General features: G+C 55.5%; 20 protein-coding genes. 10 read left to right on the plus strand and 10 right to left on the minus strand.

The genetic code is table 11. The features are described 5' to 3' along the window. Positions 1-27: 27 nt before the first annotated feature. Complete coding sequence (locus LQK91_RS05585) at positions 28-1,527, plus strand: YdgA family protein (protein ID WP_039660294.1); 1,500 nt, start codon at positions 28-30, stop codon at positions 1,525-1,527. A gap of 42 nt (positions 1,528-1,569) precedes the next feature. Here the strand turns inward: LQK91_RS05585 and malI are convergent, their stop codons facing one another. Continuing rightward, entirely contained in the window at positions 1,570-2,595 is a 1,026-nt protein-coding gene (gene malI, locus LQK91_RS05590; protein ID WP_039660295.1) for a Mal regulon transcriptional regulator MalI, read from the minus strand. Between the two features lie 174 nt (positions 2,596-2,769). Here malI and malX point away from each other — a divergent pair, with 174 nt between their 5' ends. The 3 genes from malX to add all read left to right on the plus strand — a co-directional run bounded on the left by malX (position 2,770) and on the right by add (position 6,687). After that, positions 2,770-4,359: a maltose/glucose-specific PTS transporter subunit IIBC gene (gene malX / locus LQK91_RS05595; RefSeq protein WP_003853444.1), complete on the plus strand. Its 1,590-nt coding sequence runs from the start codon at positions 2,770-2,772 to the stop codon at positions 4,357-4,359. Between the two features lie 16 nt (positions 4,360-4,375). Then, positions 4,376-5,548 carry a MalY/PatB family protein gene (locus LQK91_RS05600; RefSeq protein WP_008926236.1) on the plus strand — a complete coding sequence of 391 codons (1,173 nt, stop codon included), beginning with the start codon at positions 4,376-4,378 and terminating at the stop codon, positions 5,546-5,548. Between the two features lie 143 nt (positions 5,549-5,691). Continuing rightward, positions 5,692-6,687: an adenosine deaminase gene (add, locus tag LQK91_RS05605; protein ID WP_105099206.1), complete on the plus strand. Its 996-nt coding sequence runs from the start codon at positions 5,692-5,694 to the stop codon at positions 6,685-6,687. Between the two features lie 295 nt (positions 6,688-6,982). Here the strand turns inward: add and LQK91_RS05610 are convergent, their stop codons facing one another. From LQK91_RS05610 to LQK91_RS05630, 5 genes are all read right to left on the minus strand, one after another. After that, positions 6,983-8,029: an oxidoreductase gene (locus tag LQK91_RS05610; protein WP_003853441.1), complete on the minus strand. Its 1,047-nt coding sequence runs from the start codon at positions 8,027-8,029 to the stop codon at positions 6,983-6,985. Between the two features lie 79 nt (positions 8,030-8,108). Next, positions 8,109-9,026: an arabinose operon transcriptional regulator AraC gene (araC, locus tag LQK91_RS05615; protein ID WP_003853440.1), complete on the minus strand. Its 918-nt coding sequence runs from the start codon at positions 9,024-9,026 to the stop codon at positions 8,109-8,111. A 76-nt stretch (positions 9,027-9,102) separates the two neighbouring features. Continuing rightward, the gene (gene araH / locus LQK91_RS05620; RefSeq protein WP_003853439.1) at positions 9,103-10,086 is read right to left on the minus strand and encodes an L-arabinose ABC transporter permease AraH; all 984 of its coding nucleotides are present in this window, start codon (positions 10,084-10,086) and stop codon (positions 9,103-9,105) included. Between the two features lie 12 nt (positions 10,087-10,098). Next, complete coding sequence (gene araG, locus LQK91_RS05625) at positions 10,099-11,619, minus strand: L-arabinose ABC transporter ATP-binding protein AraG (protein ID WP_003853438.1); 1,521 nt, start codon at positions 11,617-11,619, stop codon at positions 10,099-10,101. 99 nt (positions 11,620-11,718) lie between these two features. Beyond that, complete coding sequence (locus LQK91_RS05630; RefSeq protein WP_003853437.1) at positions 11,719-12,702, minus strand: arabinose ABC transporter substrate-binding protein; 984 nt, start codon at positions 12,700-12,702, stop codon at positions 11,719-11,721. Between the two features lie 365 nt (positions 12,703-13,067). Between LQK91_RS05630 and LQK91_RS05635 the strand changes: the two genes are divergently transcribed. The 3 genes from LQK91_RS05635 to LQK91_RS05645 all read left to right on the plus strand — a co-directional run bounded on the left by LQK91_RS05635 (position 13,068) and on the right by LQK91_RS05645 (position 17,528). Then, on the plus strand, positions 13,068-14,771 hold the full coding sequence (locus tag LQK91_RS05635; RefSeq protein ID WP_105099207.1) for a ribulokinase: 1,704 nt from the start codon (positions 13,068-13,070) through the stop codon (positions 14,769-14,771). A 203-nt stretch (positions 14,772-14,974) separates the two neighbouring features. Beyond that, positions 14,975-16,474: an L-arabinose isomerase gene (araA, locus tag LQK91_RS05640; RefSeq protein WP_039660298.1), complete on the plus strand. Its 1,500-nt coding sequence runs from the start codon at positions 14,975-14,977 to the stop codon at positions 16,472-16,474. 586 nt (positions 16,475-17,060) lie between these two features. Then, positions 17,061-17,528, plus strand: coding sequence for a GNAT family N-acetyltransferase (locus LQK91_RS05645; protein ID WP_105099208.1), 468 nt, complete (start codon positions 17,061-17,063; stop codon positions 17,526-17,528). Between the two features lie 43 nt (positions 17,529-17,571). Here LQK91_RS05645 and yjfF read toward each other — a convergent pair whose 3' ends face one another. From yjfF to ytfQ, 4 genes are all read right to left on the minus strand, one after another. Then, entirely contained in the window at positions 17,572-18,558 is a 987-nt protein-coding gene (gene yjfF, locus LQK91_RS05650; RefSeq protein WP_003853433.1) for a galactofuranose ABC transporter, permease protein YjfF, read from the minus strand. After that, entirely contained in the window at positions 18,555-19,571 is a 1,017-nt protein-coding gene (gene ytfT / locus LQK91_RS05655; RefSeq protein ID WP_105099209.1) for a galactofuranose ABC transporter, ATP-binding protein YtfT, read from the minus strand. Before ytfT ends, yjfF begins: the two co-directional genes overlap by 4 nt. Beyond that, positions 19,564-21,084: a sugar ABC transporter ATP-binding protein gene (locus LQK91_RS05660; protein WP_078804369.1), complete on the minus strand. Its 1,521-nt coding sequence runs from the start codon at positions 21,082-21,084 to the stop codon at positions 19,564-19,566. The genes ytfT and LQK91_RS05660 overlap by 8 nt, the downstream gene beginning before the upstream one ends. A 76-nt stretch (positions 21,085-21,160) precedes the next feature. Continuing rightward, on the minus strand, positions 21,161-22,117 hold the full coding sequence (gene ytfQ, locus LQK91_RS05665; protein WP_008926228.1) for a galactofuranose ABC transporter, galactofuranose-binding protein YtfQ: 957 nt from the start codon (positions 22,115-22,117) through the stop codon (positions 21,161-21,163). Positions 22,118-22,333: 216 nt separating this feature from the next. Here ytfQ and LQK91_RS05670 point away from each other — a divergent pair, with 216 nt between their 5' ends. The 3 genes from LQK91_RS05670 (at position 22,334) to LQK91_RS05680 (ending at position 23,574) form a co-directional block, all read left to right on the plus strand. Beyond that, positions 22,334-22,513 carry a hypothetical protein gene (locus tag LQK91_RS05670; protein WP_003853428.1) on the plus strand — a complete coding sequence of 60 codons (180 nt, stop codon included), beginning with the start codon at positions 22,334-22,336 and terminating at the stop codon, positions 22,511-22,513. Positions 22,514-22,804: 291 nt separating this feature from the next. Next, the gene (ydgT, locus tag LQK91_RS05675; protein WP_003853427.1) at positions 22,805-23,020 is read left to right on the plus strand and encodes a transcription modulator YdgT; all 216 of its coding nucleotides are present in this window, start codon (positions 22,805-22,807) and stop codon (positions 23,018-23,020) included. A gap of 110 nt (positions 23,021-23,130) precedes the next feature. Beyond that, positions 23,131-23,574: a DUF2569 domain-containing protein gene (locus LQK91_RS05680; RefSeq protein WP_105099210.1), complete on the plus strand. Its 444-nt coding sequence runs from the start codon at positions 23,131-23,133 to the stop codon at positions 23,572-23,574. Positions 23,575-23,624: the final 50 nt, after the last annotated feature.

Below are 23,624 nucleotides of genomic sequence, written 5' to 3' on the forward strand. Positions count from 1 at the left end.
GGACTCAAGGATAAGGACGAATCAGCAATGAAAAAGACCAATGTTGCCGTAGGTGTGATCATCGCACTGGGCGTAGTCTGGACTGGCGCGGCATGGTTCACCGGCAAGCAGATTGAAAGCCACAGGGACCAGCTGGTGCAAAACGCCAACGCTCAGCTGAATGCTTATGCCCCGAACAGCCGACTGAAGATCAGCTATCAGGACTATCAGCGCGGCGTGTTCAGCAGCAAAGTAAATCTGGTGGTTCAGGCCAGCTCACAGACGGAAGATAATCCGCTGCTGAAACCGGGTCAGAGCATCATCCTGAATGAGACTATCGATCATGGTCCTTTCCCGTTCGCGCAGCTGAAGCATTTCAATCTGATCCCAAGCATGGCGTCCGTTCATACCGAACTGGCTAACACCGATGCGGTGAAAAAACTGTTTGAACTGACCGGGAACAAGTCTCTGATTAACGCAGACACCCGCATTGGTTACAGCGGCGCCACGGATACCGCGCTGCGCGTCTTGCCGGTTGACTATCAGAATGCCCAAACCGGCGAACGCCTGGCCACCAATGGCGGCACCTTCAACGTCAGTGCAGATAACAAAGGCGATAAAGTGTCGCTGGACGGTGACGTTGATAGCCTCGCGCTGACCAGCAAAAATGAGATGGGCCAGCCTGTCCTCTTCACCATTAATGGTCTGAAGCTAAGCGGTAACACACATCTCAGCCCGGAAGGCGTGCGTATCGGCGACCAGTCGGTAGACATTGAGAAGGTGAATGCCAGCATCAATGGTCAGGATGCCCTGACGCTGAATAAAATGAAAGGCACCTCCTCGTTCGATAATAGTGCCGGTAAGATTGGCGGCAATATCGATTACAAGGTTGAAGGCGTTCAGCTGCAGAAACAGGATTTTGGTCAGGCAGCCCTGAAAATGAAGCTGTCCCAGTTTGATGCCCAGGCAGTCAAAGCCTTCTCCGATCGTTACAACGCGCAGATGCAGGAACTGCTGAGCCAGCCTGGCGTTGCGGAAGACCCTATTCGCTATCAGGCGGGCGTTCATCAGATTCTGATGAACAACCTGTCGATGCTGCTGAAAGGCTCGCCATCCATCAGCATCGCTCCGCTGAGCTGGAAAAACGATAAAGGTGAAAGTACCTTCAATCTGACCGCCAGCTTCAACGATCCGTCCACCGTCACCGGCGAAGCGCAGACCCTCAGCGCCATGGTTGATCGGGTGCTGAAAAGCCTGGATAGCAAACTGGTCATCAACATGCCGATGGCCACCGAAACCATGCGTAAGGTAGGTCTGGCTGAAGGTTATCAGGCCGACGACGCGCAAAAGCTGGCGGATCAGCAGGTGAAGGGTCTGGCGGCGATGGGTCAGATGTTCCGCCTGACTCAGCAGCAGGATAACAACATCGTGACCAGCCTGCAGTATGCCAACGGTCAGGTGAACATGAACGGCGACAAGATGACGCTGGAGCAGTTCATGTCCCGCTATATGCTGGGCATGCCCACCAGCGAAGGCATGCCACAGTAATTGCGCTGTCTTCCATCAAAGGCGACCTCCGGGTCGCCTTTTTTATGCCGACCCGCGAATAACCAGCTGTGGCGGCATAATCACGTTTTGCCGGGCGGCGTCAGGATGCGCCATCCGCTGCAGGATACGATCTGCGGCCACGCGGCCAATCTCCCGTGCGGAACTGGTGACAAACGTCAGAGGGGGATCGGTGAGTTCCGCCTGCGGTTCATCGCCAAACCCCATTAAAGCCAGTTGTTGATCGTAATAGCTGTCGACTGCACCACGGGAAAATGTGCGCCCGGTGCGCATCAGCCCAAAATAACACCCCAGCGCGGTAGTGGCATTGTAAGCCAGCACGGCGGTCAATCGGGGATGGTGCTGAAACAACTGGACCGCCGCTTCGGCAGCCTCTTTCTGGGTACTGCCGCATTCAATAATCCATTCAGGCCTGAACGGCAGACCATATTGCAGCAGTGTGGCGCAATAGCCGCCAAGCCGTTCCGCCCGCGTCAGTGAAGCGCTATGGCCGCCCAGCCAGGCAATCCGCTGATGTCCCTGACGAATCAGGTATTCAGTGGCAAGACGCGCAGCCTGAGCATTATCGGGACGGATAGCGTCCACCTCTTCCAGGCTACTGGCGCGCGCGGCGCAGACTAACGCCATATTCAGTTCGCTGGCTCTCGTCACAATCTGGCTGGCCTTGTCGGCACCGCCTCCCAGCACTATACCATCCACCCCATGAGCGATCAGTGACTCAAAGCAGCGATGCAGATGCTGCCCCTGAGCACCGCTTTGCGTCAGGAACAGCAATTTGCCCTGCTTCTCCAGCGCTTCGCTCAGACCTGCCGTCATCTCGGCATAAAACGGCTGACTGAGATCGCGGACAATCAATCCAATCACACCACTCTCACCGCCACGCAGCATGGTCGCTGAACGGTTACGGACGAAGCCGAGTTGCTCAATGGCCTCATTCACGCGTGCCATGGTGGCCACAGAGATCCGTCCTTTACCGGATAACACCAGCGATACCGTGGTCACCGAGACGCCCGCCGCCGCCGCAACATCATTGATGGTGATTTTACTCATCAGATTACTCAACTGAACTACAGCATTAGAAAACAAGGTAAAACGTTACACCTTATGACGTCAGAATAATATCACCCATGACCTGAGGATTGTGATTCAGCGCGCATAAGATCCAGGTAAAACGTTTTATCATCCCGCCACTTTACTCAATGGTCCTTTTATCCAGGAGCGTTCATGTCACCCTCTCACCAAAAAATGTCCGTCTGGGAATTTTTCCAGAGTCTGGGGAAAACCTTTATGCTGCCGGTTGCCCTGCTCTCATTCTGCGGCATCATGCTCGGGATTGGCAGTTCACTGAGCAGCCATGACGTTCTGACTCTGTTACCTGTGCTTGATCACTCCTGGCTCCAATATCTCTTTCTGTGGATGGCCAAGCTGGGATCGTTTGCCTTCAGCTATCTGCCGCTGATGTTCGCTATTGCGATTCCGCTGGGTATGGCGCGCGAGAACAAAGGTGTTGCAGCGTTTGCCGGTTTCGTGGGTTATGCTGTATTAAACCTCAGCATCAACTTCTGGCTAAATATCAATGGCATTCTGCCGACCACTGATGCCGCCCTGCTTAAAGCGAATAACGTTCAGCCGATCATGGGGATTCCGTCGATCGATACAGGCATACTGGGTGCGGTGATTGTGGGTATCGTCGTGTTCTGGCTACACGAGCGCTTCCATAACATCCGACTACCCGATGCGCTGGCCTTTTTTGGCGGCACCCGGTTTGTCCCGATTATCACCACGCTGGTGATTGGGTTAATGGGGCTGGTCGTGCCGCTGATCTGGCCATTTTTCGCACGGGGCATTACCGGATTAGGCTGGATGATTAATAGCGCGGGTGACTTTGGCCCGATGATTTTTGGTACCGGCGAACGCCTGCTACTGCCGTTTGGCCTGCAGCATATTCTGGTGGCGATCATGCGCTTTACCGATGCAGGCGGCACACTGGATGTGTGTGGCAGGAGCGTCAGCGGTGCGTTAACCATTTTCCAGGCGCAGCTCGCCTGCCCGGAAACCCACGGTTTTGCTGAAAGCGCGACCCGCTTCCTGTCTCAGGGCAAAATGCCGGCCTTCCTCGGTGGTCTGCCTGGTGCCGCCCTGGCCATCTATCACTGCGCCCGGCCGGAGAATCGCCATAAGATTAAAGGTCTGTTAATCTCTGGCGTAGTGGCCTGCGTGGTCGGCGGCACCACTGAACCGATCGAATTTCTGTTTCTGTTTGTCGCCCCCTTCCTCTATCTTATCCACGCTCTGCTGACCGGTGTTGGCTTCACCATCATGGCGATACTCGGGGTTACTATCGGCAATACAGATGGCAATATCATCGACTTTGTCGTGTTTGGTGTACTACACGGCCTGTCGACAAAGTGGTACTGGGTACCGGTTGTTGCAGCGATATGGTTTGCCGGTTACTACCTGATTTTCCGTTTCGCCATTCTGCACTTCAACATCAAAACGCCGGGCCGGGAAGTAGAAAATACCAGTGCGGTTGCGCAGCAGGTCAGCAATGCCGGTAAAGGTAAATCGGGCTATAACTCACCGGCTATCCTGGCGGCGCTGGGCGGCGTTGAGAATATTACCTCGCTGGACAACTGCCTGACACGTCTGCGTTTAACCATGGCGGATATGAGTAAGGTGGACGATGCGGCGCTGAAAGCCAACGGCGCGATTGGGGTTGTGCATCTCAATCAGACCAGCCTGCAGGTGGTCATTGGCCCGCAGGTGCAGTCGGTGAAAGATGAACTGTCACACCTGATGAATGTGACTGCATGATGCGCTGGAGCCGATAATGTTTAACTTTGACGAAGTCATCGATCGCCGTGGCAGCTGGTCTACGCAGTGGGATTTTGTGGCTGACCGCTTTGGCGTATCCGATCTGTTGCCATTTACCATTTCCGATATGGACTTCAGAACAGCACCAGCGGTTCAGCAGGCGCTGGCGCAGCGCGTGGCACACGGCGTGTTGGGTTATAGTCGCTGGCAGCATGACGATTTTCTTTCCGCCTGCTGTCACTGGATGTCCAGTCGTTTCGGCTACCAGCCCGATGCTGACACGCTGGTTTATGGCCCGTCAGTGATCTATATGGTGGCGCAGATGCTGCGTCGCTGGAGTCACCTGGATGATGAAGTGGTACTTCATACTCCCGCCTACGATGCCTTTTATAAAACTGTACGCGGCAATCAGCGACAGGTGCTGGAGATGCCGTTGCAGCGGGATCGCGGGCGCTGGCGATGTGATATGGCCGCGCTGGAGACGCGACTGGCGCGCCCGCGCTGCAAAATCCTGTTGCTCTGCAGCCCCCACAATCCCACCGGCAAAGTCTGGACGACAACGGAGCTGCAACAGATGGCGGCGCTCTGCGATCGTCACGGCGTGCGGGTGATCAGCGATGAAATCCATATGGATATGATCATGGGTAATCAACCCCATACTCCGTGGGCCAGCGTGGCACGCAGTGACTGGGCGCTGTTTACCTCGGCGTCTAAAAGCTTCAACGTGCCGGGCCTGACGGGTGCGTGGGGCATCATCCCGGATGCGGCGGACAGAGCAGCCTGGTTTCAGGCGCTGAAAAATGCTGACGGCCTTTCGTCTCCGGCGGTGCTGGCCGTCACGGCACACGTTGCCGCCTACCGACATGGCGAGCCGTGGCTGGATGCGCTACGCAGCTATCTTTACGGCAATTTCACGCGGGTTGCCGATCGCCTCAACACTGAGTTTCCCGGACTTAACTGGCACATCCCTGAAGCGACCTATCTCGCCTGGATCGATATGAATGCGCTGGGTATTCCTGAAGAGGCACTGCAACAGGCGCTGATCCAGCAACGGGTGGCGATTATGCCCGGCTCAACCTACGGCGACGCAGGCAGCGGGTTTCTGCGTCTTAACGTTGGCTGTCCGCGTAGTAAGATTGAAGATGGCATTTCGCGCCTTATTGCGGCGATACATCAGTTGCAGGGCTGACATCCATCGGCGAAGTGGCTCTCACTCGCTGGTTATGGGTAATTAAGCAGCATCCGGCGAGGCTGTTGCGCAAATAGCTGGCGCTGTTGCGCAAGATATTTTTATAATGCTCTGCACTTCACCGACAACTGAGCGAGTGCGCCATGATCGATTCAAAAATCCCACTGACTGATATTCACCGCCACCTTGATGGCAACATTCGTGCACAAACCATTCTCGATTTAGGTCGCCAGTTTAACCTTACCCTGCCCGCCACCACGCTTGAGACTCTGCTTCCGCACGTGCAGGTCGGCGAGAATGAACCTGACCTGGTGAGCTTCCTGCAGAAGCTCGACTGGGGCGTGAAAGTGTTGGGCGATCTGGATGCCTGCCGCCGGATCGCGCAGGAGAATGTCGAAGATGCCGCGCGCGCCGGCATTCACTACACTGAACTGCGTTTTTCCCCTGGTTATATGGCGATGACCCACAACCTGCCGATTGCCGGTGTGGTCGAAGCGGTGATCGAGGGCGTACGCGCAGGTCGGCAGCAACACGATATCGACGTGCGTCTGATTGGTATTATGAGCCGTACCTTTGGCGAAGATGCCTGCCTCGGCGAGCTGGAAGGTTTGCTTACCCATCGCGATCACATCACTGGGGTCGATCTGGCGGGAGATGAGCTTGGCTTCCCGGGCAGCGAGTTCCTGAGCCACTTTACCCAGGCGCGCGATGCCGGCTTCCGCGTTACCGTACATGCGGGCGAAGCGGCTGGACCAGAGAGCATCTGGCAGGCAATTCGGGAGCTGGGCGCTGAACGTATTGGTCACGGTGTGAAAGCGATCGAAGATCGCGCGCTGATGGATTTCCTGGCGGAGCACCGGATTGGTATTGAATCCTGCCTGACCTCCAATATTCAGACCAGCACTGTGCCCTCGCTGGCGCAGCATCCGCTGAAAACCTTCCTGGAGCATGGCATTCTGGCGACCATCAACACGGATGATCCGGCGGTTCAGGGCATTGAACTGGCGCATGAGTATCAGCACGCCGCACCGGCTGCCGGTCTGAGCGCAGCGCAGATGCGTCAGGCGCAGGAGAATGGTCTGACGATTGCCTTCCTCAGCGAGGCTGAGAAAGCGGCTATCCGCGCACGCGTGCAGTAATCCTGAAGCGTAGCGACAAAAAACGGGCCGGATAACCGGCCCGTCACTCTGCTGCCCCAACACACTCCGGGCAATTCTGACAGCCACGCATATGCTTGACGCGCAGGGAACACGGTCAGAAGAGGAAAGCGTCCCGCGCCAGGGCGGCGAGGGCCGAGCATGCCATGGATGGCGGCTTTTGCGTCTTTCCGATCTGACCGTGCTCCCTTCGCTGGCTCGGTCTTGCAGTTGGCGCTGCTAATAAAACGGGCCGGATAACCGGCCCGTTCTGCTTTCTGCATTAAGCACCTACAGATCAGACGCGCTTCAGCGACATCGTCTGGCGTTTCTCAGCGGATTGCAGACCCAGTTCAATCAGCTCCATCACCTGAATCGCCTCTTCCGCCGTCACCGGATTGTTACCGCGTCCGGCAATCGCATCGCGGATGCCCGCATAGTAAGCGGGATAGTTGCCCGGCTGAGTCAGTTGAGTAGTTTCCGTCAGTGAATCACCGTCAACTAACGTCAGCGTGCCGTCGCGCATGTCATAACCCCAGTCCTCCTGCGGCGGGAAATCCCCCGACTTCAGGCGATCTTCCTGTGGGTCCAGACCATATTTGACGTAACTGCCGCGCGTGCCGTGGACGGTATAACGGGCAGATTCTGCTGCCACCAGCATGCTGGCGTGCAGCACCACGCGGCGCTGCGGGTAGGTCAGCGTGGCGTGGAAGTAGTCGGTGGTCTGCGCGCCCGGACGCATCTCGGCCAGGTCGACATTAATAGCGACCGGCGGGCCAAACAGCTGCAGCGCCTGGTCCAGCAGATGTGGCCCCAGGTCATACCAGATTCCGCTGCCTGCGCCCTTCATTTCGCGCCAGCGATTACGCACTTCCAGACGGAAGCGGTCAAAGTGCGATTCGAAATAGCGCACTTCACCCAGTGAGCCTGTCTCAAGGAGGGATTTCAGCGTCAGAAAGTCACTGTCCCAGCGGCGGTTATGGAACACCGATAGCAGCAAACCTTTGGCTTTCGCCAGCGCATCCAGTTCGCGCGCCTGTGACAACGTCACGGTAAACGGCTTGTCGACCACCACATGTTTACCGGCGTTCAGCGCCGCTTTTGCCAGCGGGAAGTGGGTGTCGTTGGGGGTAGGAATAACAATCAGTTGCAGCGTAGGGTCGTCCAGCAGCGCCTGAGGATCGGCCACCACTTTAACAGCAGGCCAGTCGGCGTGGACTTTGCTGGCGTCGCTACTGGAAATGGCTGCCAGCTCGACGTCCGGTGTCCCTGCAATCAGCGGGGCGTGAAACGTTTTACTGGCAAAACCGTAGCCGATCAGACCAACACGTAATTTATCGCTCATTTTGATTCCTCTTTGTCGCTAACCTGATTGATTTAAGACTATTAACCAGGTGAGGACAAGGCGGAATCTCCCGAAAAAACTAAGAGATAGCACTCCGCGCCAGGGGCCAGGCCGTCTGCGCCGCCAGGCTGTCGTGTGCGTCCTGATTGCGGCGGCGGAAATCGCTGGGACTGACACCAACACGCTTGCGAAACACGCGCGAGAAGTAGAGCTGGTCGTCGTAACCCACTTCACGCCCTACCGAGGCGATCGGTTCCTGGGTGGTCTGCAGCAACAGTTTGGCGCGAATAACGCGCTGATCTTCACGCCAGCGCAGCAGATTGACCCCCATCTGCTCGCGGAACAGGTGTGCCAGCCGCGACGGTGACAGGCAGACGTGACGCGCCACCTCTTCAATCTTCACTTCGCTGGCAAGATGGTTGGTCACATACTGGCAGGCTTCAATTACGCGTGGATCGCGGATGAGCTGATGACTACGCGGATCTTCTTCAACGGCACGTAGCAGTAGTCGCTCCAGCAGGTTCATCGCCAGCTCTTCCGCAAAGCGCCGACCCGAATTATGGGTCTGTTCGATACTGGCAAACAGTCGGTCAAACTCGCCACGCAGTGACTCAGGCAGCAGCAGTCGTCCCACACCCTCCTGCTCATCCTGCCAGCGCAGCCAGTCGTGCCAGTAGGCGCGCGGACGGAAATAGACCCAGCGGTGGAACCACTGCGGACTGTCCGGCGCGCGACCATAGTAGTGGGCGGTTTTTGGCTGAAACAGCAGCATTTCGCCGGGCTCGCAGTCAAATGCCCGCTCGCCGTCGAATACCCGCCCTTTACCTTTAATGGTGAGATTCAGAATGTAACCTTTCATGCCGTGCGGGCGGTCGATAAAAAAATCGAGTGGACCATCGGCAGTGATGGGCGTCAGCCCTGCCACCAGCCAGGCATTGAATGAATAGCCCGGCAACAAGGGGTTTTGCTGCTCAGCCGGTAATTCGCGGTGATACATAGCGTCCTCACTCAGTCTGTTATTGTTCGGATAGCCTGCAGACACCTCTGCGTCCGCAGGCCAACGGCTCGCTCAATCAGGCTTTTTTCTGTTTGTAACGGTCAAAAATCACCGCAGCTAACAGTATCAGACCGCGCACCACATACTGTGAGAATGGCGAGATATTCAATAAATTCATCGCATTCTCTACCGTGCCGAGGATCAATACCCCCGCCACCACGTAAGAGATCTTGCCGATGCCGCCCTTCAGTGAAACACCACCCAGTACGCAGGCAGAAATCACCACCAGTTCATAGCCGATGGAGGTCATCGGCTGGCCGCTGGTCATACGTGACGCCAGAATAATGCCCGCCGCCGCAGAGACCAGGCCGGAGAGGATAAAGATGATGATACGGGTGCGCACTACCGGTACACCCGCCAGGCGCGCCGCCTCTTCATTGCCACCAATCGCGAGCGTATTACGACCAAAGGTGGTTTTGTTGAGCAGGAAGCCGAAGATCACCATGGTGGCCAGGGTCAGCCAGATCGGCGCGGGCACACCCAGCCAGTTGGCAAAGCCCAGTTCAAAGAAGCGCTCATCTTCAATACCAACCGCTTTACCGTCAGAGAAGATATAAGCCAGGCCGCGCACGATCTGCATCGTCGCCAGCGTGGTGATCAGCGCATTGATCTTGAGCCGGGCGATCACAAAGCCGTTGATAAAGCCGGTGATCATGCCGAGCACCAGTCCGGCACCCACACCAATCCACAGGCTTTCCGTCATATTGATGACCACGGCGGTGACGACACCCGCACAGGCGATAACGGAAGCGACCGACAGGTCAAAATCACCGGAGGCCAGACAGAACAGCATGCCGCAGGCGACCATGCCGGACATCGACATCGCCAGCCCTAAGCCTTTCATATTGATAAACGAGCCGAAGTTCGGCACAAAAATCGCACAGACAATAAACAGCAGTGCAAATACCACCAGCATGCCGAAGTTGTCCCAGATGCGACCTAACTGCAGGCCGCCGCGTGAAGCGGGCTGCGGTGTATTTGAGGTCGTAGATGAAGCCATGATGATCTCCTGTCAGGCCACGGCGGCCGCTTGAGTGGTTTTGGGCATCGCCAGGCTCAGCGTCTGCTGCTCCGTGGCGTCGTCGTGCAGCAGTTCACCGGCAATGGCACCTTCACGCATCACAACGATGCGATCGGCCAGGCCCATCACTTCCGGTAAATCGCTCGAGGCGAACAGCACCGCAATGCCCCGGTTCGCCAGCTGATAAATCAGGTTATAAATTTCATGTTTGGCACCGACATCGATGCCGCGCGTTGGCTCATCCAGCAGGATCACTTTCATATCCTCAGAGAGCCAGCGTCCCAGGATCGCCTTCTGCTGATTACCGCCAGAAAGGTTCATGATCAGCTGATCGGCGCTGGGCGTTTTAATATTCAGCGAGCGGATATGGCTGTCGGCGTTCTTGTTTTCCCAGCCGTTTTTTATCAGGCAACCGGCAGTCAGGTTGTGACGGCGGGCGCTGATGTTGATGTTGTCGCGCACCGAGTGCACCGGAATAATGCCCTCAGCTTTACGATCTTCCGGGCAGAGCATGATGCCGGCACGAATGGCGTCAATCGGCTCACGCAGCGGCAGTGGCTTGCCGTCCAGGATGACCTGACCGCCACGCAAACGCGTGCCGCCGAACAGGCCCTTCAGCAGTTCACTGCGTCCGGCACCGACCAGTCCAAACAGTCCAACGATTTCACCGGCATGGACTTTCAGTGAAATTGGCGTACGTACGCCCTTCGCTTCAACCTTGTCCAGCTCCAGCCGCACTTCCCCTTTGGGACGCGGTGAGTAGCCATAGATATCACCCAGGTTGCGCCCAACCATCGCCTGTACCAGATCGTCGTGATGGGTGTTCGCCATGTCAGTAAATGTCCGCACGTAGCGGCCATCTTTAAACACGGTGATGGCATCGCTAAGGGCGAAAATCTCTTCCATACGGTGTGAAACGTAGAGCACCACCCGGCCCTCCTCGCGGAGCTGGCGAATGACGCGGAACAGGTTGTCGATTTCACGCGCCGACAGGGAGCTGGTTGGCTCATCAAAGGCGATAATACGTGCGTTGCGCGCCAGCGCTTTGGCAATCTCCACCATCTGCCACTGGCCCAGCGACAGGTATTTCAGCGGCATATCGGGATCGATATCCATGCCGAGATTTTTCAGCTGTACGCCCGCCTCAAAACGCATCAGCTTACGGTTGACCAGTCCATGTTTGTGCGGAATCTGACCGAGATAGATGTTCTCCGCCACGCTCATTTCCGGCACCAGATGCAGTTCCTGGTAAATAATGGCGACGCCCGCGTCCAGTGCATCCGTCGTGCGCTGAAAACTCATCGGCTTGCCTTTAATACGAATCTCACCGCCGCTCGGCTGATAACTGCCGCTGAGTATTTTTAACAGCGTCGATTTGCCTGCGCCGTTCTCGCCCATCAGAGCGTGAACTTCACCGCCACGGCAGTCGAAGGAGATATCCTGCAACGCTTTCACGCCAGGGAAAGTTTTACTGATGCCATGAAACGACAGAAATGCTGAATCAGTGTTCATGTTAATCCTCACTCTTTCGCGCCACCGGCCGGTTATGGCGGGCGACGCGAAATGGGCTATTAAGGATGCCGGGCTGCGAACAGCCCGACAGGCTCGGAGTTACATCAGTCCTTTTTTCGCCAGTTCAGTTTTGAAGTTGTCACGGGTGATCAGCACCACATCAGTAACTTCGGTGAATTTAGGTGGCTCTTCACCTTTGCTGACCCAGTTGTAGAGCATCTGGCTGCTTTTGTAGCCGTGGATATCCGGGCTTGGCAGCAGCGAACCGTAGAAGCCGGTCGCCTTGTCTTTCGAAAGTTCGCTGATGGCATCGACGCCGTTGATGCCGATACCGATGACGTCAGCCGCTTTAAAGCCCTGACCTTCAGTCGCACGTACGCCGCCCAGCACGGTGTTGTCGTTCATGCCGACAATCAGCCAGTGTTTGACTTCAGGATGCTGCACCAGCAGGGAGTTACCGGCATCAAACGCGCCAGGGATGTCGTTAGATTTGGTTGGGACCTGGTAGATCTGGGCTGCCGGGAAGCCAGCGGCTTTGATCGCGTCCATTGAGCCGCCAGTACGACGACGAGCGGTGTCGAGTTCGTTGGCGGTAATGGCCATCACGCCGGTGGTTTTCACATCCCAGCCGCGTTTCTGCATCTCTTTATAAAGCTCCTGACCCTGACGCTCACCAATTTTAGTGGCCGCCATCATCACCAGTGGCACGGTATCCATTGGCTTGCCTTTGGCGGTGACGAACTGATCATCCACTGCGATGACTTTCAGGCCGTAGCCGCGCGCTTTTGCCATGATGGCGGAACCGAGTTTTGGATCGGGCGTACAGATGACAAAACCTTTTGCGCCGTTCGCCGCCAGGCTGTCGATGGCATTCAGGGTTTTTTCACCATCCGGCACGGCAATTTTAATGACATCAAAGCCAAGATCTTTGCCCGCTTTATCGGCGAATTTCCATTCAGTCTGGAACCAGGGTTCTTCTGGTTGCTTGACTAAAAAACCCAGCTTCATGGTCTCGGCGATAGCGGATTGTGACATAACCGCTGCCAGGCCGATGGCCGCGAATGCTTTAGTGAATTTATGCATGATGCTCTCCGGTACCAGGTTATTTTTCGCTGCTAATAACGAATCGGTGTAAACGCTACCAGTAAGTTTTGTTTTGTGGGTACAGCCATAAATCAGTGCGTTAGGCTGGCATGTGCTGACAGAGTGTCCAGACGCTGGGCTAGTTTTAGCGGTATTAGCGAAGAAAAATGTAGAGCGGTATCACATCTTAAAATCACGGCAAAATCATCCATATATTCAGCAAATTTAACCGGTCCTTAACTTATGCAATGGATCACAAAATCACTGCCGATGACAGAAAAGTGCATATTGTCAGCCAGCCATGACTAACTGATTTGGCGCACCGAACCCAGGATAAAGGCGTTAACTAACTACAGGAGATTCCGATGCGTGCTGGAGCCATCACCCTTGGGCTGGACTTTGGTAGTGATTCGGTGCGTGCGCTGGCCGTGGATTGTCATAGCGGCAAAGAGCTGCAGAGTGCGGTGTTCAGCTATCCGCGCTGGCAACAGGGCTTATACAGCGATCCGCACACCAACCGTTTTCGCCACCATCCACAGGATTATATTGACGCTATGGAGCAGGCGCTGCTCGGCGTTCTGAATGCACTGAGTGAAGATCAGCGCAACGCCGTGGTCGGCATTGGCGTTGACAGCACCGGTTCTACCCCGGCTCCTATTGACCGCGACGGCAACGTGCTGGCGCTGCGTCCGGAGTTCGCTGAGAACCCCAACGCGATGTTCGTGTTGTGGAAAGATCACACGGCTATAGAAGAAGCGGAAGAGATTAATCAGCTTTGCCACAGTGGCCGCTTCCAGGATTACAGCCGCTATATCGGCGGCATCTATTCTTCGGAGTGGTTCTGGGCGAAGATTCTGCACGTGTCGCGTGAAGATTCGGCTGTGCGCGAAGCCGCCGTCTCCTGGGTGGAGCTGTGCGACTGGGTGCCCGCCCTGTTAAGCGGCACCACCGCACCAGATAAGCTGCGTCGCGGCCGTTGCGCCGCCGGGCATAAAGCGTTGTGGCACGGCGACTGGAGCGGCCTGCCCGATGTCGATTTCCTGGATGCGCTCGACCCGCTGTTAACGCAGCAGCTCGACTCTCCTCTGTTCACAGACACCTGGACCGCGGACCTGCCAGTGGGCACCCTCAGCCCGGAATGGGCGCAGCGTCTTGGTCTGACGCAGACCGTGACGCTTTCCGGTGGCGCGTTTGACTGTCACATGGGCGCGGTCGGCGGCGGAGCTAAACCTTATACGCTGGTAAAAGTCATCGGCACCTCAACCTGCGACATTCTGATTGCTGACGCAGAAAAGGTCGGCGATCGCGATATCAAAGGCATCTGCGGTCAGGTTGATGGCAGCGTGGTACCTGGCGCTATCGGACTGGAGGCGGGTCAGTCTGCCTTTGGTGATATCTACGCCTGGTTCAGCCGTTTGCTGGGCTGGCCATTACAGCTGGCGGCGCAGCAGCATCCGGAACTGAAGCCTCAGCTGGCTGAGATGCAAAAAACGCTGATTAAGGATTTAACCGAGGCCTGGGCTGCCAATCCGCAGCTCGATCACCTGCCGGTGGTACTGGACTGGTTTAACGGGCGCCGCACACCGAATGCAAATCAGCGTCTGAAAGGGGTGATTACCGACCTGAATCTGGGCACTGATGCCCCTGCATTGTTTGGTGGTCTGGTCGCAGCAACCGCGTTTGGCGCGCGCGCCATTATGGAGTGCTTTGAGCAGCAGCAGATCCCGGTCGGGAGCATTCTGACTCTCGGCGGCATCGCGCGAAAATCTCCGGCGATTATGCAGGCCTGCTGCGATGTGATGAACCGGCCACTGGATATCGTCGCCTCTGACGAGTGCTGTGCATTGGGTGCGGCCATTTTCGCCGCCGTTGCCGCAGGTGTTCACGCCAGCGTCCCGGATGCTCAGCAGGTCATGGCCAGTCCGATTGCCGTGACGCTGCAGCCCGATCCGGCGCGCGTTGCCCGCTATCAACAACTGTATCAACGCTATCAACAATGGTGCGTGACGGCTGAACCGCAATACGCCGCCCGCCCCGCTTCCGCGACGAGCCTCTCCCAACAGGCGTAATTGTTGCAGGCAGTCTGGACACGGACAGTGCGGAGCAACCGGAGCGTAGAGGGCGTACGTGAGGATTACTCGCTGCGCTCGCCCCTTCAGGGCCGCCCTGACGGGCGTTCAGGTTGCTAAAGCAGCCTGTGTGAGCGCTGCCCAGGTTCGGAATGACAAATAAAATAGCCTATCAGGTAGGCGCTAAGTGAAGGAGTGGTTTTATGGAACAGTCAAACAATTACAGCGTGTGGTTTGTTATCGGCACGCAGCATCTCTATGGGGCGGAAACGTTACGCCAGGTTGAACAGAATGCACGTCAGGTCGTGGAGGGTTTAAATCAGGCCGGTTTACCACTGCGTCTGGAGCTGAAACCGCTGGTGAAGTCACCGGATGAAGCGCTGGCCCTGTGTCGCGATGCTAATTATGACAAGCAGTGCGTTGGGATCATTACCTGGCTGCACACTTTCTCCCCGGCCAAAATGTGGATCGGCGGCCTGAGCGTACTGAATAAGCCGCTGCTGCAATTCCATACCCAGTTCAATGCCGAGATCCCGTGGGACAGCATGGACATGGACTTTATGAACCTGAACCAGACCGCACATGGCGGCCGTGAGTTCGGTTTCATCGGCGCGCGCATGGGTCTGCAGCACAGCGTGGTGACAGGTCACTGGAAAGACAGCGCCAGCCAGCAGCGCCTGGGCAACTGGATGCGTGCAGCACTGGCTAAACAGGCCAGCCAGCAGCTGAAAGTCGCTCGCTTTGGCGACAACATGCGTGAAGTGGCCGTAACCGAAGGCGATAAAGTCGCCGCGCAGATTCAGTTCGGCTATTCAGTGAATGGCTGGGGCGTTGGCGATCTGGTTGAGGTGATCAATGGCGTCAGCGATGGCGACGTGAATGCGCTGATCGACGAATATGAAAGTCTTTATCGCTTTACCGATGTCGCCGCATCTGGCGGTGAGAAACGTCAGAACGTGCTGGATGCTGCACGCATCGAACTCGGTCTGAAGCGTTTTCTGGAAGCAGAAGGCTGCCACGCCTTTACTACTAACTTCCAGACGCTGCACGGCATGACGCAGTTGCCCGGTCTGGCGGTTCAGCGTCTGATGGGTCAGGGTTATGGCTTCGCCGGCGAAGGCGACTGGAAAACCGCTGCCCTGCTGCGCATCTTCAAAGTGCTGGCCGGTGACCGCAAAGGTGGCACCTCCTTTATGGAGGATTACACCTATCACTTCTCACCAGGCAACGATTTAGTGCTTGGCTCGCACATGCTGGAAGTCTGCCCGTCAATTGCCATTGAAGAGAAACCATTGATCGATGTGCAGTTCCTGGGCATTGGTGATAAAGCCGATCCGGCGCGTATGATTTTCTCCACCCCAGCGGGCCGTGCGGTTAACGCCAGCGTGATCGATATGGGCGACCGTTTCCGTCTGCTGGTTAACGTGGTGGATGCTATCGAACAGCCGAAACCGCTGCCGAAGTTGCCGGTTGCGCGCGCACTGTGGAAAGCGCAGCCATCACTGGCGACCGCCTCTGAAGCATGGATTCTGGGCGGCGGTGCACACCATACGGTGTTCAGCCAGGCGCTGACGCTGGAGGATATGTATCTGTACGGTGAGATGAACGATATTGAAGTGCTGGTGATTGATGAGCACACCACCTTGCCTGCGTTTAAAGACGCGCTGCGCTGGAACGAAGCGTACTACCGTCTGAAACGTTAATAAGTGATTAAACGGCGCTTTAGGGGTTCTGAAAAGAAATCAATTCAGGATCGATAAAGCGCCGTTTGTTTGCAGGTTCGTGCTATTCAGTCGGGAATGGCGGGCGTTCCGTAAAGTCGCCGTAAATACATCCCTGTAGGCTCGGCCGCCGCGTCCCTGCGGCGGACGCTTTACTCCACTGCCCGCCATCCCCTCCTTAATTTTGCATTTTTGCGAATATTCAAAAGCTCAGCATGTAATAAAAGCCCTTACTGCGAAAGTCCCATTTCGCTGCAACTGTGCACTCCATTCTTTCAATCTCGCACTGTCCATTACAGCAATGATCAAGCCCAACCGGGAAGGAATGGTATGCCTGAAGAGCAAAGCGTCCGCGCCAGGGATGGCGCGGCCGATCCGCAGGGATGCGGGAATCCTTTGCGATCAGGCCTACCTTTCCTGACCTTACACCTGAATCCCATAGCGATTGTTTTCCCGGTAATACATAAGAGCACCGGTCTCTTTGCTAAAACTCAACTCTTTCATCATCTTGCACTTTCTCCCACCAGCCTGTATTGCTACATACCTGATAAAACAAGGTGCCAGCGCCATGCAAGTTGTCGATCTGAACCAACATCCCGACTACGCCAGACAAACAGCAAAACTGCTGCACACTGAATGGTCACATCATCCAGCCTGGTCACATCAACCCACCATCCTTGCGCGTTTACACCAAAGGAATCAGACAGGCTCGGCGGAATTTACCCTTGTTGCTACGCCGGATGGCGAAACGGTCATCGCGACCTGTAGCGTCATCCGCTATGAACTGGACGACATCCCGGCAAGAGAATACTGGATGGGTGAAGTGGTGACGGACAAAAAATTTCGCGGTCAGGGCGTAGCAAACGCGTTGATCCAGCAGGTAATTGCGCGGGCCAGACAAAAGCGAATTAGTGAACTCTGGCTCTATACTCCCGATCAGCAGGCGTACTATCAGCGTTCAGGATGGCAGGCGGTGGAACAGCGGCACATAGCGGGAGAAGAAGTCACGGTGATGGTCCTGCATCTGGCGCCGTAAAAGGCGGCTCCTGAGAGCCGCCATTAACCGGGATATGCAATACTCAGGTTGGGATGCGTTTAACCGGTGCGTTCTGCTGACGATCCCAGATCACCGTCAGTAACCGCTGCAGCGCGATAAACGCAAACAGCAGAATCCCGATGGCGATCTTGGTCCACCACGAACTCAGCGTGCCGTCAAAATTAATCCACGTCTGAATCAGCCCCTGAATCAACACACCAAACAGCGTACCCAGCACCGTACCGACACCACCCGACAACAACGTGCCGCCAATCACCACCGATGCAATCGCATCCAGCTCCACACCCAACCCGGCCAGCGCATAACCTGCCGAGGTATAGATCGAGAACACGATGCCAGCCAGCGTCGCCAGCGTGGTGGAAAGCATATAAATCTTAATGGTGGTCGCACGGGTTGAAACACCCATCAGCTGTGCGGAGGTCAGATTCCCGCCAATAGCATAAACCCGATTACCAAAGCGCGTGCGGTGCGCCAGAATAATCCCGCCAATCACCACCACCAGCATAATCACGGCCAGCAGGCTCAGACGCCCACCACCCGGCACTTTCCACGCCAGACTGGAAAGCATGGTATAAAGCGGATGATCGATAGGAATCGAGTTCTCAGACACCAGATAAGAACAGCCACGCAGGAAAAACATTCCTGCCAGCGTAATAATAAACGCCGGGATCTTAAGCGCATCGATCAGCCAGCCCATCATGGCACCAAACAGCGCGCCCATTGACAGAATCAACGCAAAGGCCAGCAGCGGATCGACATGGAAATCACCAATTGCCCGCGCCAGAAACACACCGGTAAAAGCAATCACTGCGCCGACCGACAGATCGATACCGCCAGATAAAATCACAAAAGTCATGCCGACGGCGATAATGCCAAGGAACGCGTTATCGGTCAGGATATTGCAAATTACCCGGGTAGAAGCAAAGCCCGGAAACTGACTCAGACAAAACAGATAACCCGCCACAAACACCAGCAAGGTAATCATCAGCGGAAGATGACGTTTAATCATGTCGGACGCCTCCGTTTTAACATCGCAATAAATCGCGGTGACTGCAGTAACAACACGCACATCACCACCACCGCTTTCACCACCTGATTCAGCTCAGGCGGGAAGCCGGAGAGCAGAATCCCGGTATTCATCGACTGAATAATCAGCGCACCAATCAGCGACAGCACCAGATTAAAACGGCCACCCATCAGGGATGCACCGCCTATCACCACGGCGAGAATCGCGTCCAGCTCCAGCCACAAACCGGCGTTATTGGCATCTGCACCGCGAATATCCGCCGCGACGATGAGCCCGGCCACTGCCGCACAGACGCCACTGATCGCGTAGGTGGACATCACCACCAGCCAGCCCGTCACACCCGCATTGCGGGCAGCGCGCAGGTTAATCCCCACCGCTTCGATAAACAGACCCAGCGCGGTTTTGCGCGTCAGCAGCCAGACGGCCAGCGCGACCACCAGCGTGATCCAGACCGGCACCGGCAACATCCACAGCGAGCCGTTACCAAACCAGCCAAGACTGTCACTGTCGAACGTCACAATCTGCCCCTGGGTAATCAGCTGAGCAATACCGCGCCCGGCAACCATCAGAATCAGCGTCGCAACAAATGGCTGAATACGCAGCAGCGCCACCAGCACCCCGTTCCACAAACCACAGGCTAAACCGGTTGCCAGCGTGCAGAGAATAATAAACGGCACACCGTGCCCGGCGACGGTCAGTGTGGCGGCCGTTGCGCCCGCTATCGCTATCACCGCCCCTACGGAAAGATCGATGCCGCCAGTCGCGATCACCAGCGTCATCCCTATCGCCAGCAGGGCAACCGGTGCCGCACGGTTAAGAATATCGATCGGACTGCCGAACAGACGGCCATCCTGCAGATGCACTGCAAAAAAGTTATTGGCCACCAGACTGTCGATTAACAGCACCAACAGCAGCGCGGCGATTTGCGGCATCCCCGGCGGGAGTTTCAGCTTACGACGTGGCGTTTTTTCAGATGTCATAGGTGACTCAAGCATGTTTTGCCCCTCCGTCCGCGATAGCATTCACGATCGACGCCACCGAAAGCTGCTCCAGCGGAATTTCTGCCACCTGCTTCAGATCGCGCATGATCAGCACCCGATCGGCATAACCGACCAGCTCTTCGAGTTCAGAGGAGATCACCAGCAGCGCCAGACCATCGGCGCAAAGGGATTCGATTAAACGGATAATCTCGGCGTGCGCACCCACATCAATACCGCGCGTCGGCTCGTCGAGGATCAAAAACTGCGGTTTGGTCACCAGCCAACGCGACAGCAACACCTTCTGCTGATTGCCACCCGATAACAGCTCTACCGGCTGCTCAGCGTGCGGCGTGCGAATGCCCAGACTTTTGATGAAACGATCGGCAATCGCCTGCTGCTCGCGTTTTTTAATGGGCCGTAACCAGCCGCGCTGCGCCTGCAATGCCAGAATAATATTTTCGCGCACGGAGGCCGCGCCAATAATCCCGTCTGTCTTACGATCTTCCGGGCAAAACCCCATGCCAAGCTGTGAGGCTTTCGCCGGGTTGGTAATACGCTGCACTTTACCTTTGATCGTCGCGGTTCCACGATCGGCGCGACGAATACCAAACAACACTTCTGCGGTTTCGGTGCGGCCTGAGCCCAGCAGACCCGCCAGTCCCACCACCTCACCGGGACGCACGGCCAGGTTAAAAGGCTCAATGGTGCCCTTTCTGCCGTAATCTTCAAATGACACCACCGGCTGATTGCTGCGCAGCGTGCTGCCCTGACGCTGTAACGCCGTCTCAAGCAGTTCACGTCCTAACATCAGCTTAATCAGTTCAATCTGTGGCAGCGTGGCGGTCTCACGAGTCGCGATAAATTGCCCGTTACGCAGCACGGTAATCCGGTCAGTAATTCGGTACACCTGGTCAAGAAAATGGGTCACAAAAATCAGGCTCATCCCTTTGGCTTTTAACTGCGCCATCAGGGTAAACAGCATCTCGACTTCACTGGCATCCAGACTGGCTGTTGGCTCGTCGAGGATCAACACCTGAGCAGAAAGGTCGACCGCGCGACAGATGGCAATAATCTGCTGCATTGCCACCGAGTAGTGGCCCAGCGGACGCGTGACATCAAGGGAAAAACCGTAATTCCGCATCAGCGCATCGGCATCACGCACCATGCGGCGACGGTCAATCATGCCAAAACGACGCGGCTCACGCCCTATATAGAGGTTATCTGCCACCGACATGTTCGGCAGCATATTCACTTCCTGATAAACGGTGCCGATACCCATCTCCTGCGCCTGCGCCGTATTGTGCGGTGTAATCGGCTCGCCGTTCAGGGTAATGGTGCCGGCGTCGCGGCTGTAAACACCGGTCAGCACTTTAATCAGCGTGGATTTACCGGCACCGTTCTCGCCCAGCAGCGCCATGATCTCCCCTTTGCGTATATCAAAGGAAACATTATTAAGCGCTTTGACGCCGGGAAAACCTTTGCTAATGCCGCTGATGGATAGCAGCGGTGTTTCATTTTGCGTGGTCATTCTGCTCACTCCGCCTTACGTCATGAAAAACCGCCCCGGAGGGCGGTCTGCGGCTGGTCTTTGACGGGTCGGTGAATCAGTAACCCATACCGTTTTTCTTATCCAGCTCCGCCTGTGCATCAGCAGGCAGGAACAGCTTCGATTCGGTCTTGATCACTTTTGGCGGCAGCGTGCCATCTTTTTTGAATTTTTCCAGCGCATCAAACGCCGGACCCGCCATATTTGGCGTCAGTTCCACGTTGGCGTTAGCCTCACCCGCCAGCATCGCTTTGTAGATATCCGGTACGCCATCAATTGAGCCAGTCAGAATATCTTTGCCCGGTTTCAGACCGGCTTCCTTAATGGCCTGAATGGCACCGATCGCCATGTCATCGTTATGCGCGTAAACCATGCAGATGTTTTTGCCGTTGTTTTCCGCCTTGATAAAGCTCTCCATCACCTCTTTACCTTTACTGCGGGTAAAGTCACCGGACTGAGAACGGATCACTTTAATGTTAGGGTGGTTGCTGATTGCCTCGGCAAAGCCTTTCTTGCGGTCGATTGCCACGCTGGCACCGACCGTGCCCTGCAGTTCGACCACGTTACATTTTTTGTCGCCTACGGTTTTTACCAGCCAGTCGCCAATCAGCTTGCCTTCCAGCACGTTGTCAGCTGTCACCACCGCCTGATAGAGCGATTTGTCTTTCACCACGATGGCGCGATCCAGCAGGTAAACCGGTATTTTGGCATCTTTGGCTTCTTCCAGTACCGGCTCCCAGCCGGTCTGTACCACAGGCGCGATAAAGATGGCATCAACGCCCTGAGCAATGAACGAACGCACGGCTTTGATCTGATTCTCTTGTTTCTGCTGTCCGTCGGCGATTTTCAGGGTGATTCCGCGTTTTTTGGCTTCGCTTTTCGCTACGTTAGTTTCCGCTGAGCGCCAGCCAGATTCTGAACCGACCTGCGAGAAGCCGACCGTCATATCAGCAGCGAGTACCGGGCCGGTTAACGCGGCGCTGACCAGCGTGGTCAGAAGTAAACGTTTCCACATAGTTTTTAATCCTCTGAAAGGCGTTTGCTGTTTAGGGTAGAGAGCCTGCTTAGACTGGACTAAAAAAGCGTGCATAATGGCGACACACTTCACAAAACAGAGCAATTTAAAGGAGTTACGTGCAGAGCGAGCAGTTTTCCAACAGGGGTGTTATGGATAAAATCGCTGAGTAAAATTACAATGCCGGTTAAATAAATGTAATAAACAGAATCGCTTATGTTTAATGCCACTGGAAACGATTACAGGCAGGCGTACAAAACGGGTTATCCGGTTTGCGGTGAACAAAAAATGGGATTTGTGATTGTCCGCACAATCGATGGTGAAGACGAATCAGGCGCGAAACGTTTCTATGGCATTCGTTATTTAACGGTTAAATTTCCTGCGGTTAAAGTGTAATAAATAAGGTATTCATGTGCTGTCAGGGTCAAATGGAATAAAAAATAATATTGTGCTGCTTATTTTTAACGTTTAATTGCCGCAGTAACCCGAACCAGTCAGGCTGACGTAGTAAACTAAGGCGCTGAGTTACCAACATCGTGCATAATCAGAACGAGGAATATGGACTTTTAGTGACTAATAAGGTGATTTTGTCTGATTTTCGGCTTTTTTCACCTGCATGATCTGGACAGACCAAGCCCGCCCCCTATACTGAGCACTCCTTTGTTACTTCTATCTATTATGGCAATGATGACTGCGCACGATTACCTGCTTAAATTCCGCAAAGTAAATAATTCAGACAGTCTGGAAAAGCTTTTCGATCATCTTAATTACTCCCTGACCAATGATCTGGAAATTATCAATATGTACCGGGCTGCCGACCATCGACGCGCTGAACTGGTCTCTGGCGGACGGTTATATGATCTGGGCTGCGTACCAAAAACGGTGTGGCGCTACGTGGTCTGATTTCTCACTGATTTATCGCTTCGTTTACTGCTGACGTTGTCCGGATGGGCGTGCCTCTCTGGACATGTTATTCTGCTGCGCTTTGACTCTCCGAGACAGGAATAACTACGATGAATGAACAGGTTGCTGCGCCGCGCATTGGTGGCTGGCTTTTGCTGCCTCTGGCCTGGCTGATAATGACCCTGTTAACCACCGTTCTGGTGCTGGCGATGTATCTGACTCCCCTGTTTAATCCGGCGTGGCGTGTGGCGCTGTTTTCTCACGGCAGCACCCTCTTCTCATACTGGGCCATTTCCCTGCTTACCGCCGTGGCGGTCTGGGCCTATAGTCTTTGGATCAGCTGGCTGTTCCTGAAGCGCTCCCGACGCCTGCCGCGCCATTATCTGCTCTGGCTGCTGATTACCGTGCTACTGGCGCTGAAAACCTTTGCTTTCACACCCGTCGCTGATAGCCGAGCCCTTCAGACATTACTACTGTCGCTGCTGGCCGCGGCGGTGTTTGTGCCCTATCTCAAACGCTCAGAACGGGTAAAAAAGACCTTTATCGCGCCGTAACGCGGTGAGTTGTGTCAGGAATTTAATTCTGAGTGCGGTCTGCCGCCTTG

Origin of the sequence: Pantoea sp. MHSD4 (assembly GCF_021043305.1) — a bacterium.
Taxonomy (GTDB): domain Bacteria; phylum Pseudomonadota; class Gammaproteobacteria; order Enterobacterales; family Enterobacteriaceae; genus Pantoea; species Pantoea eucalypti.

What these genes read in the sequence shown, in the direction of transcription:
- LQK91_RS05585 (WP_039660294.1), top strand. Translation starts at nt 28, where the DNA reads ATGAAAAAGACCAATGTTGCCGTAGGTGTGATCATCGCACTGGGCGTA.
- malI (WP_039660295.1), bottom strand. Translation starts at nt 2,595, where the DNA reads ATGAGTAAAATCACCATCAATGATGTTGCGGCGGCGGCGGGCGTCTCG.
- malX (WP_003853444.1), top strand. Translation starts at nt 2,770, where the DNA reads ATGTCACCCTCTCACCAAAAAATGTCCGTCTGGGAATTTTTCCAGAGT.
- LQK91_RS05600 (WP_008926236.1), top strand. Translation starts at nt 4,376, where the DNA reads ATGTTTAACTTTGACGAAGTCATCGATCGCCGTGGCAGCTGGTCTACG.
- add (WP_105099206.1), top strand. Translation starts at nt 5,692, where the DNA reads ATGATCGATTCAAAAATCCCACTGACTGATATTCACCGCCACCTTGAT.
- LQK91_RS05610 (WP_003853441.1), bottom strand. Translation starts at nt 8,029, where the DNA reads ATGAGCGATAAATTACGTGTTGGTCTGATCGGCTACGGTTTTGCCAGT.
- araC (WP_003853440.1), bottom strand. Translation starts at nt 9,026, where the DNA reads ATGTATCACCGCGAATTACCGGCTGAGCAGCAAAACCCCTTGTTGCCG.
- araH (WP_003853439.1), bottom strand. Translation starts at nt 10,086, where the DNA reads ATGGCTTCATCTACGACCTCAAATACACCGCAGCCCGCTTCACGCGGC.
- araG (WP_003853438.1), bottom strand. Translation starts at nt 11,619, where the DNA reads ATGAACACTGATTCAGCATTTCTGTCGTTTCATGGCATCAGTAAAACT.
- LQK91_RS05630 (WP_003853437.1), bottom strand. Translation starts at nt 12,702, where the DNA reads ATGCATAAATTCACTAAAGCATTCGCGGCCATCGGCCTGGCAGCGGTT.
- LQK91_RS05635 (WP_105099207.1), top strand. Translation starts at nt 13,068, where the DNA reads ATGCGTGCTGGAGCCATCACCCTTGGGCTGGACTTTGGTAGTGATTCG.
- araA (WP_039660298.1), top strand. Translation starts at nt 14,975, where the DNA reads ATGGAACAGTCAAACAATTACAGCGTGTGGTTTGTTATCGGCACGCAG.
- LQK91_RS05645 (WP_105099208.1), top strand. Translation starts at nt 17,061, where the DNA reads ATGCAAGTTGTCGATCTGAACCAACATCCCGACTACGCCAGACAAACA.
- yjfF (WP_003853433.1), bottom strand. Translation starts at nt 18,558, where the DNA reads ATGATTAAACGTCATCTTCCGCTGATGATTACCTTGCTGGTGTTTGTG.
- ytfT (WP_105099209.1), bottom strand. Translation starts at nt 19,571, where the DNA reads ATGCTTGAGTCACCTATGACATCTGAAAAAACGCCACGTCGTAAGCTG.
- LQK91_RS05660 (WP_078804369.1), bottom strand. Translation starts at nt 21,084, where the DNA reads ATGACCACGCAAAATGAAACACCGCTGCTATCCATCAGCGGCATTAGC.
- ytfQ (WP_008926228.1), bottom strand. Translation starts at nt 22,117, where the DNA reads ATGTGGAAACGTTTACTTCTGACCACGCTGGTCAGCGCCGCGTTAACC.
- LQK91_RS05670 (WP_003853428.1), top strand. Translation starts at nt 22,334, where the DNA reads ATGTTTAATGCCACTGGAAACGATTACAGGCAGGCGTACAAAACGGGT.
- ydgT (WP_003853427.1), top strand. Translation starts at nt 22,805, where the DNA reads ATGACTGCGCACGATTACCTGCTTAAATTCCGCAAAGTAAATAATTCA.
- LQK91_RS05680 (WP_105099210.1), top strand. Translation starts at nt 23,131, where the DNA reads ATGAATGAACAGGTTGCTGCGCCGCGCATTGGTGGCTGGCTTTTGCTG.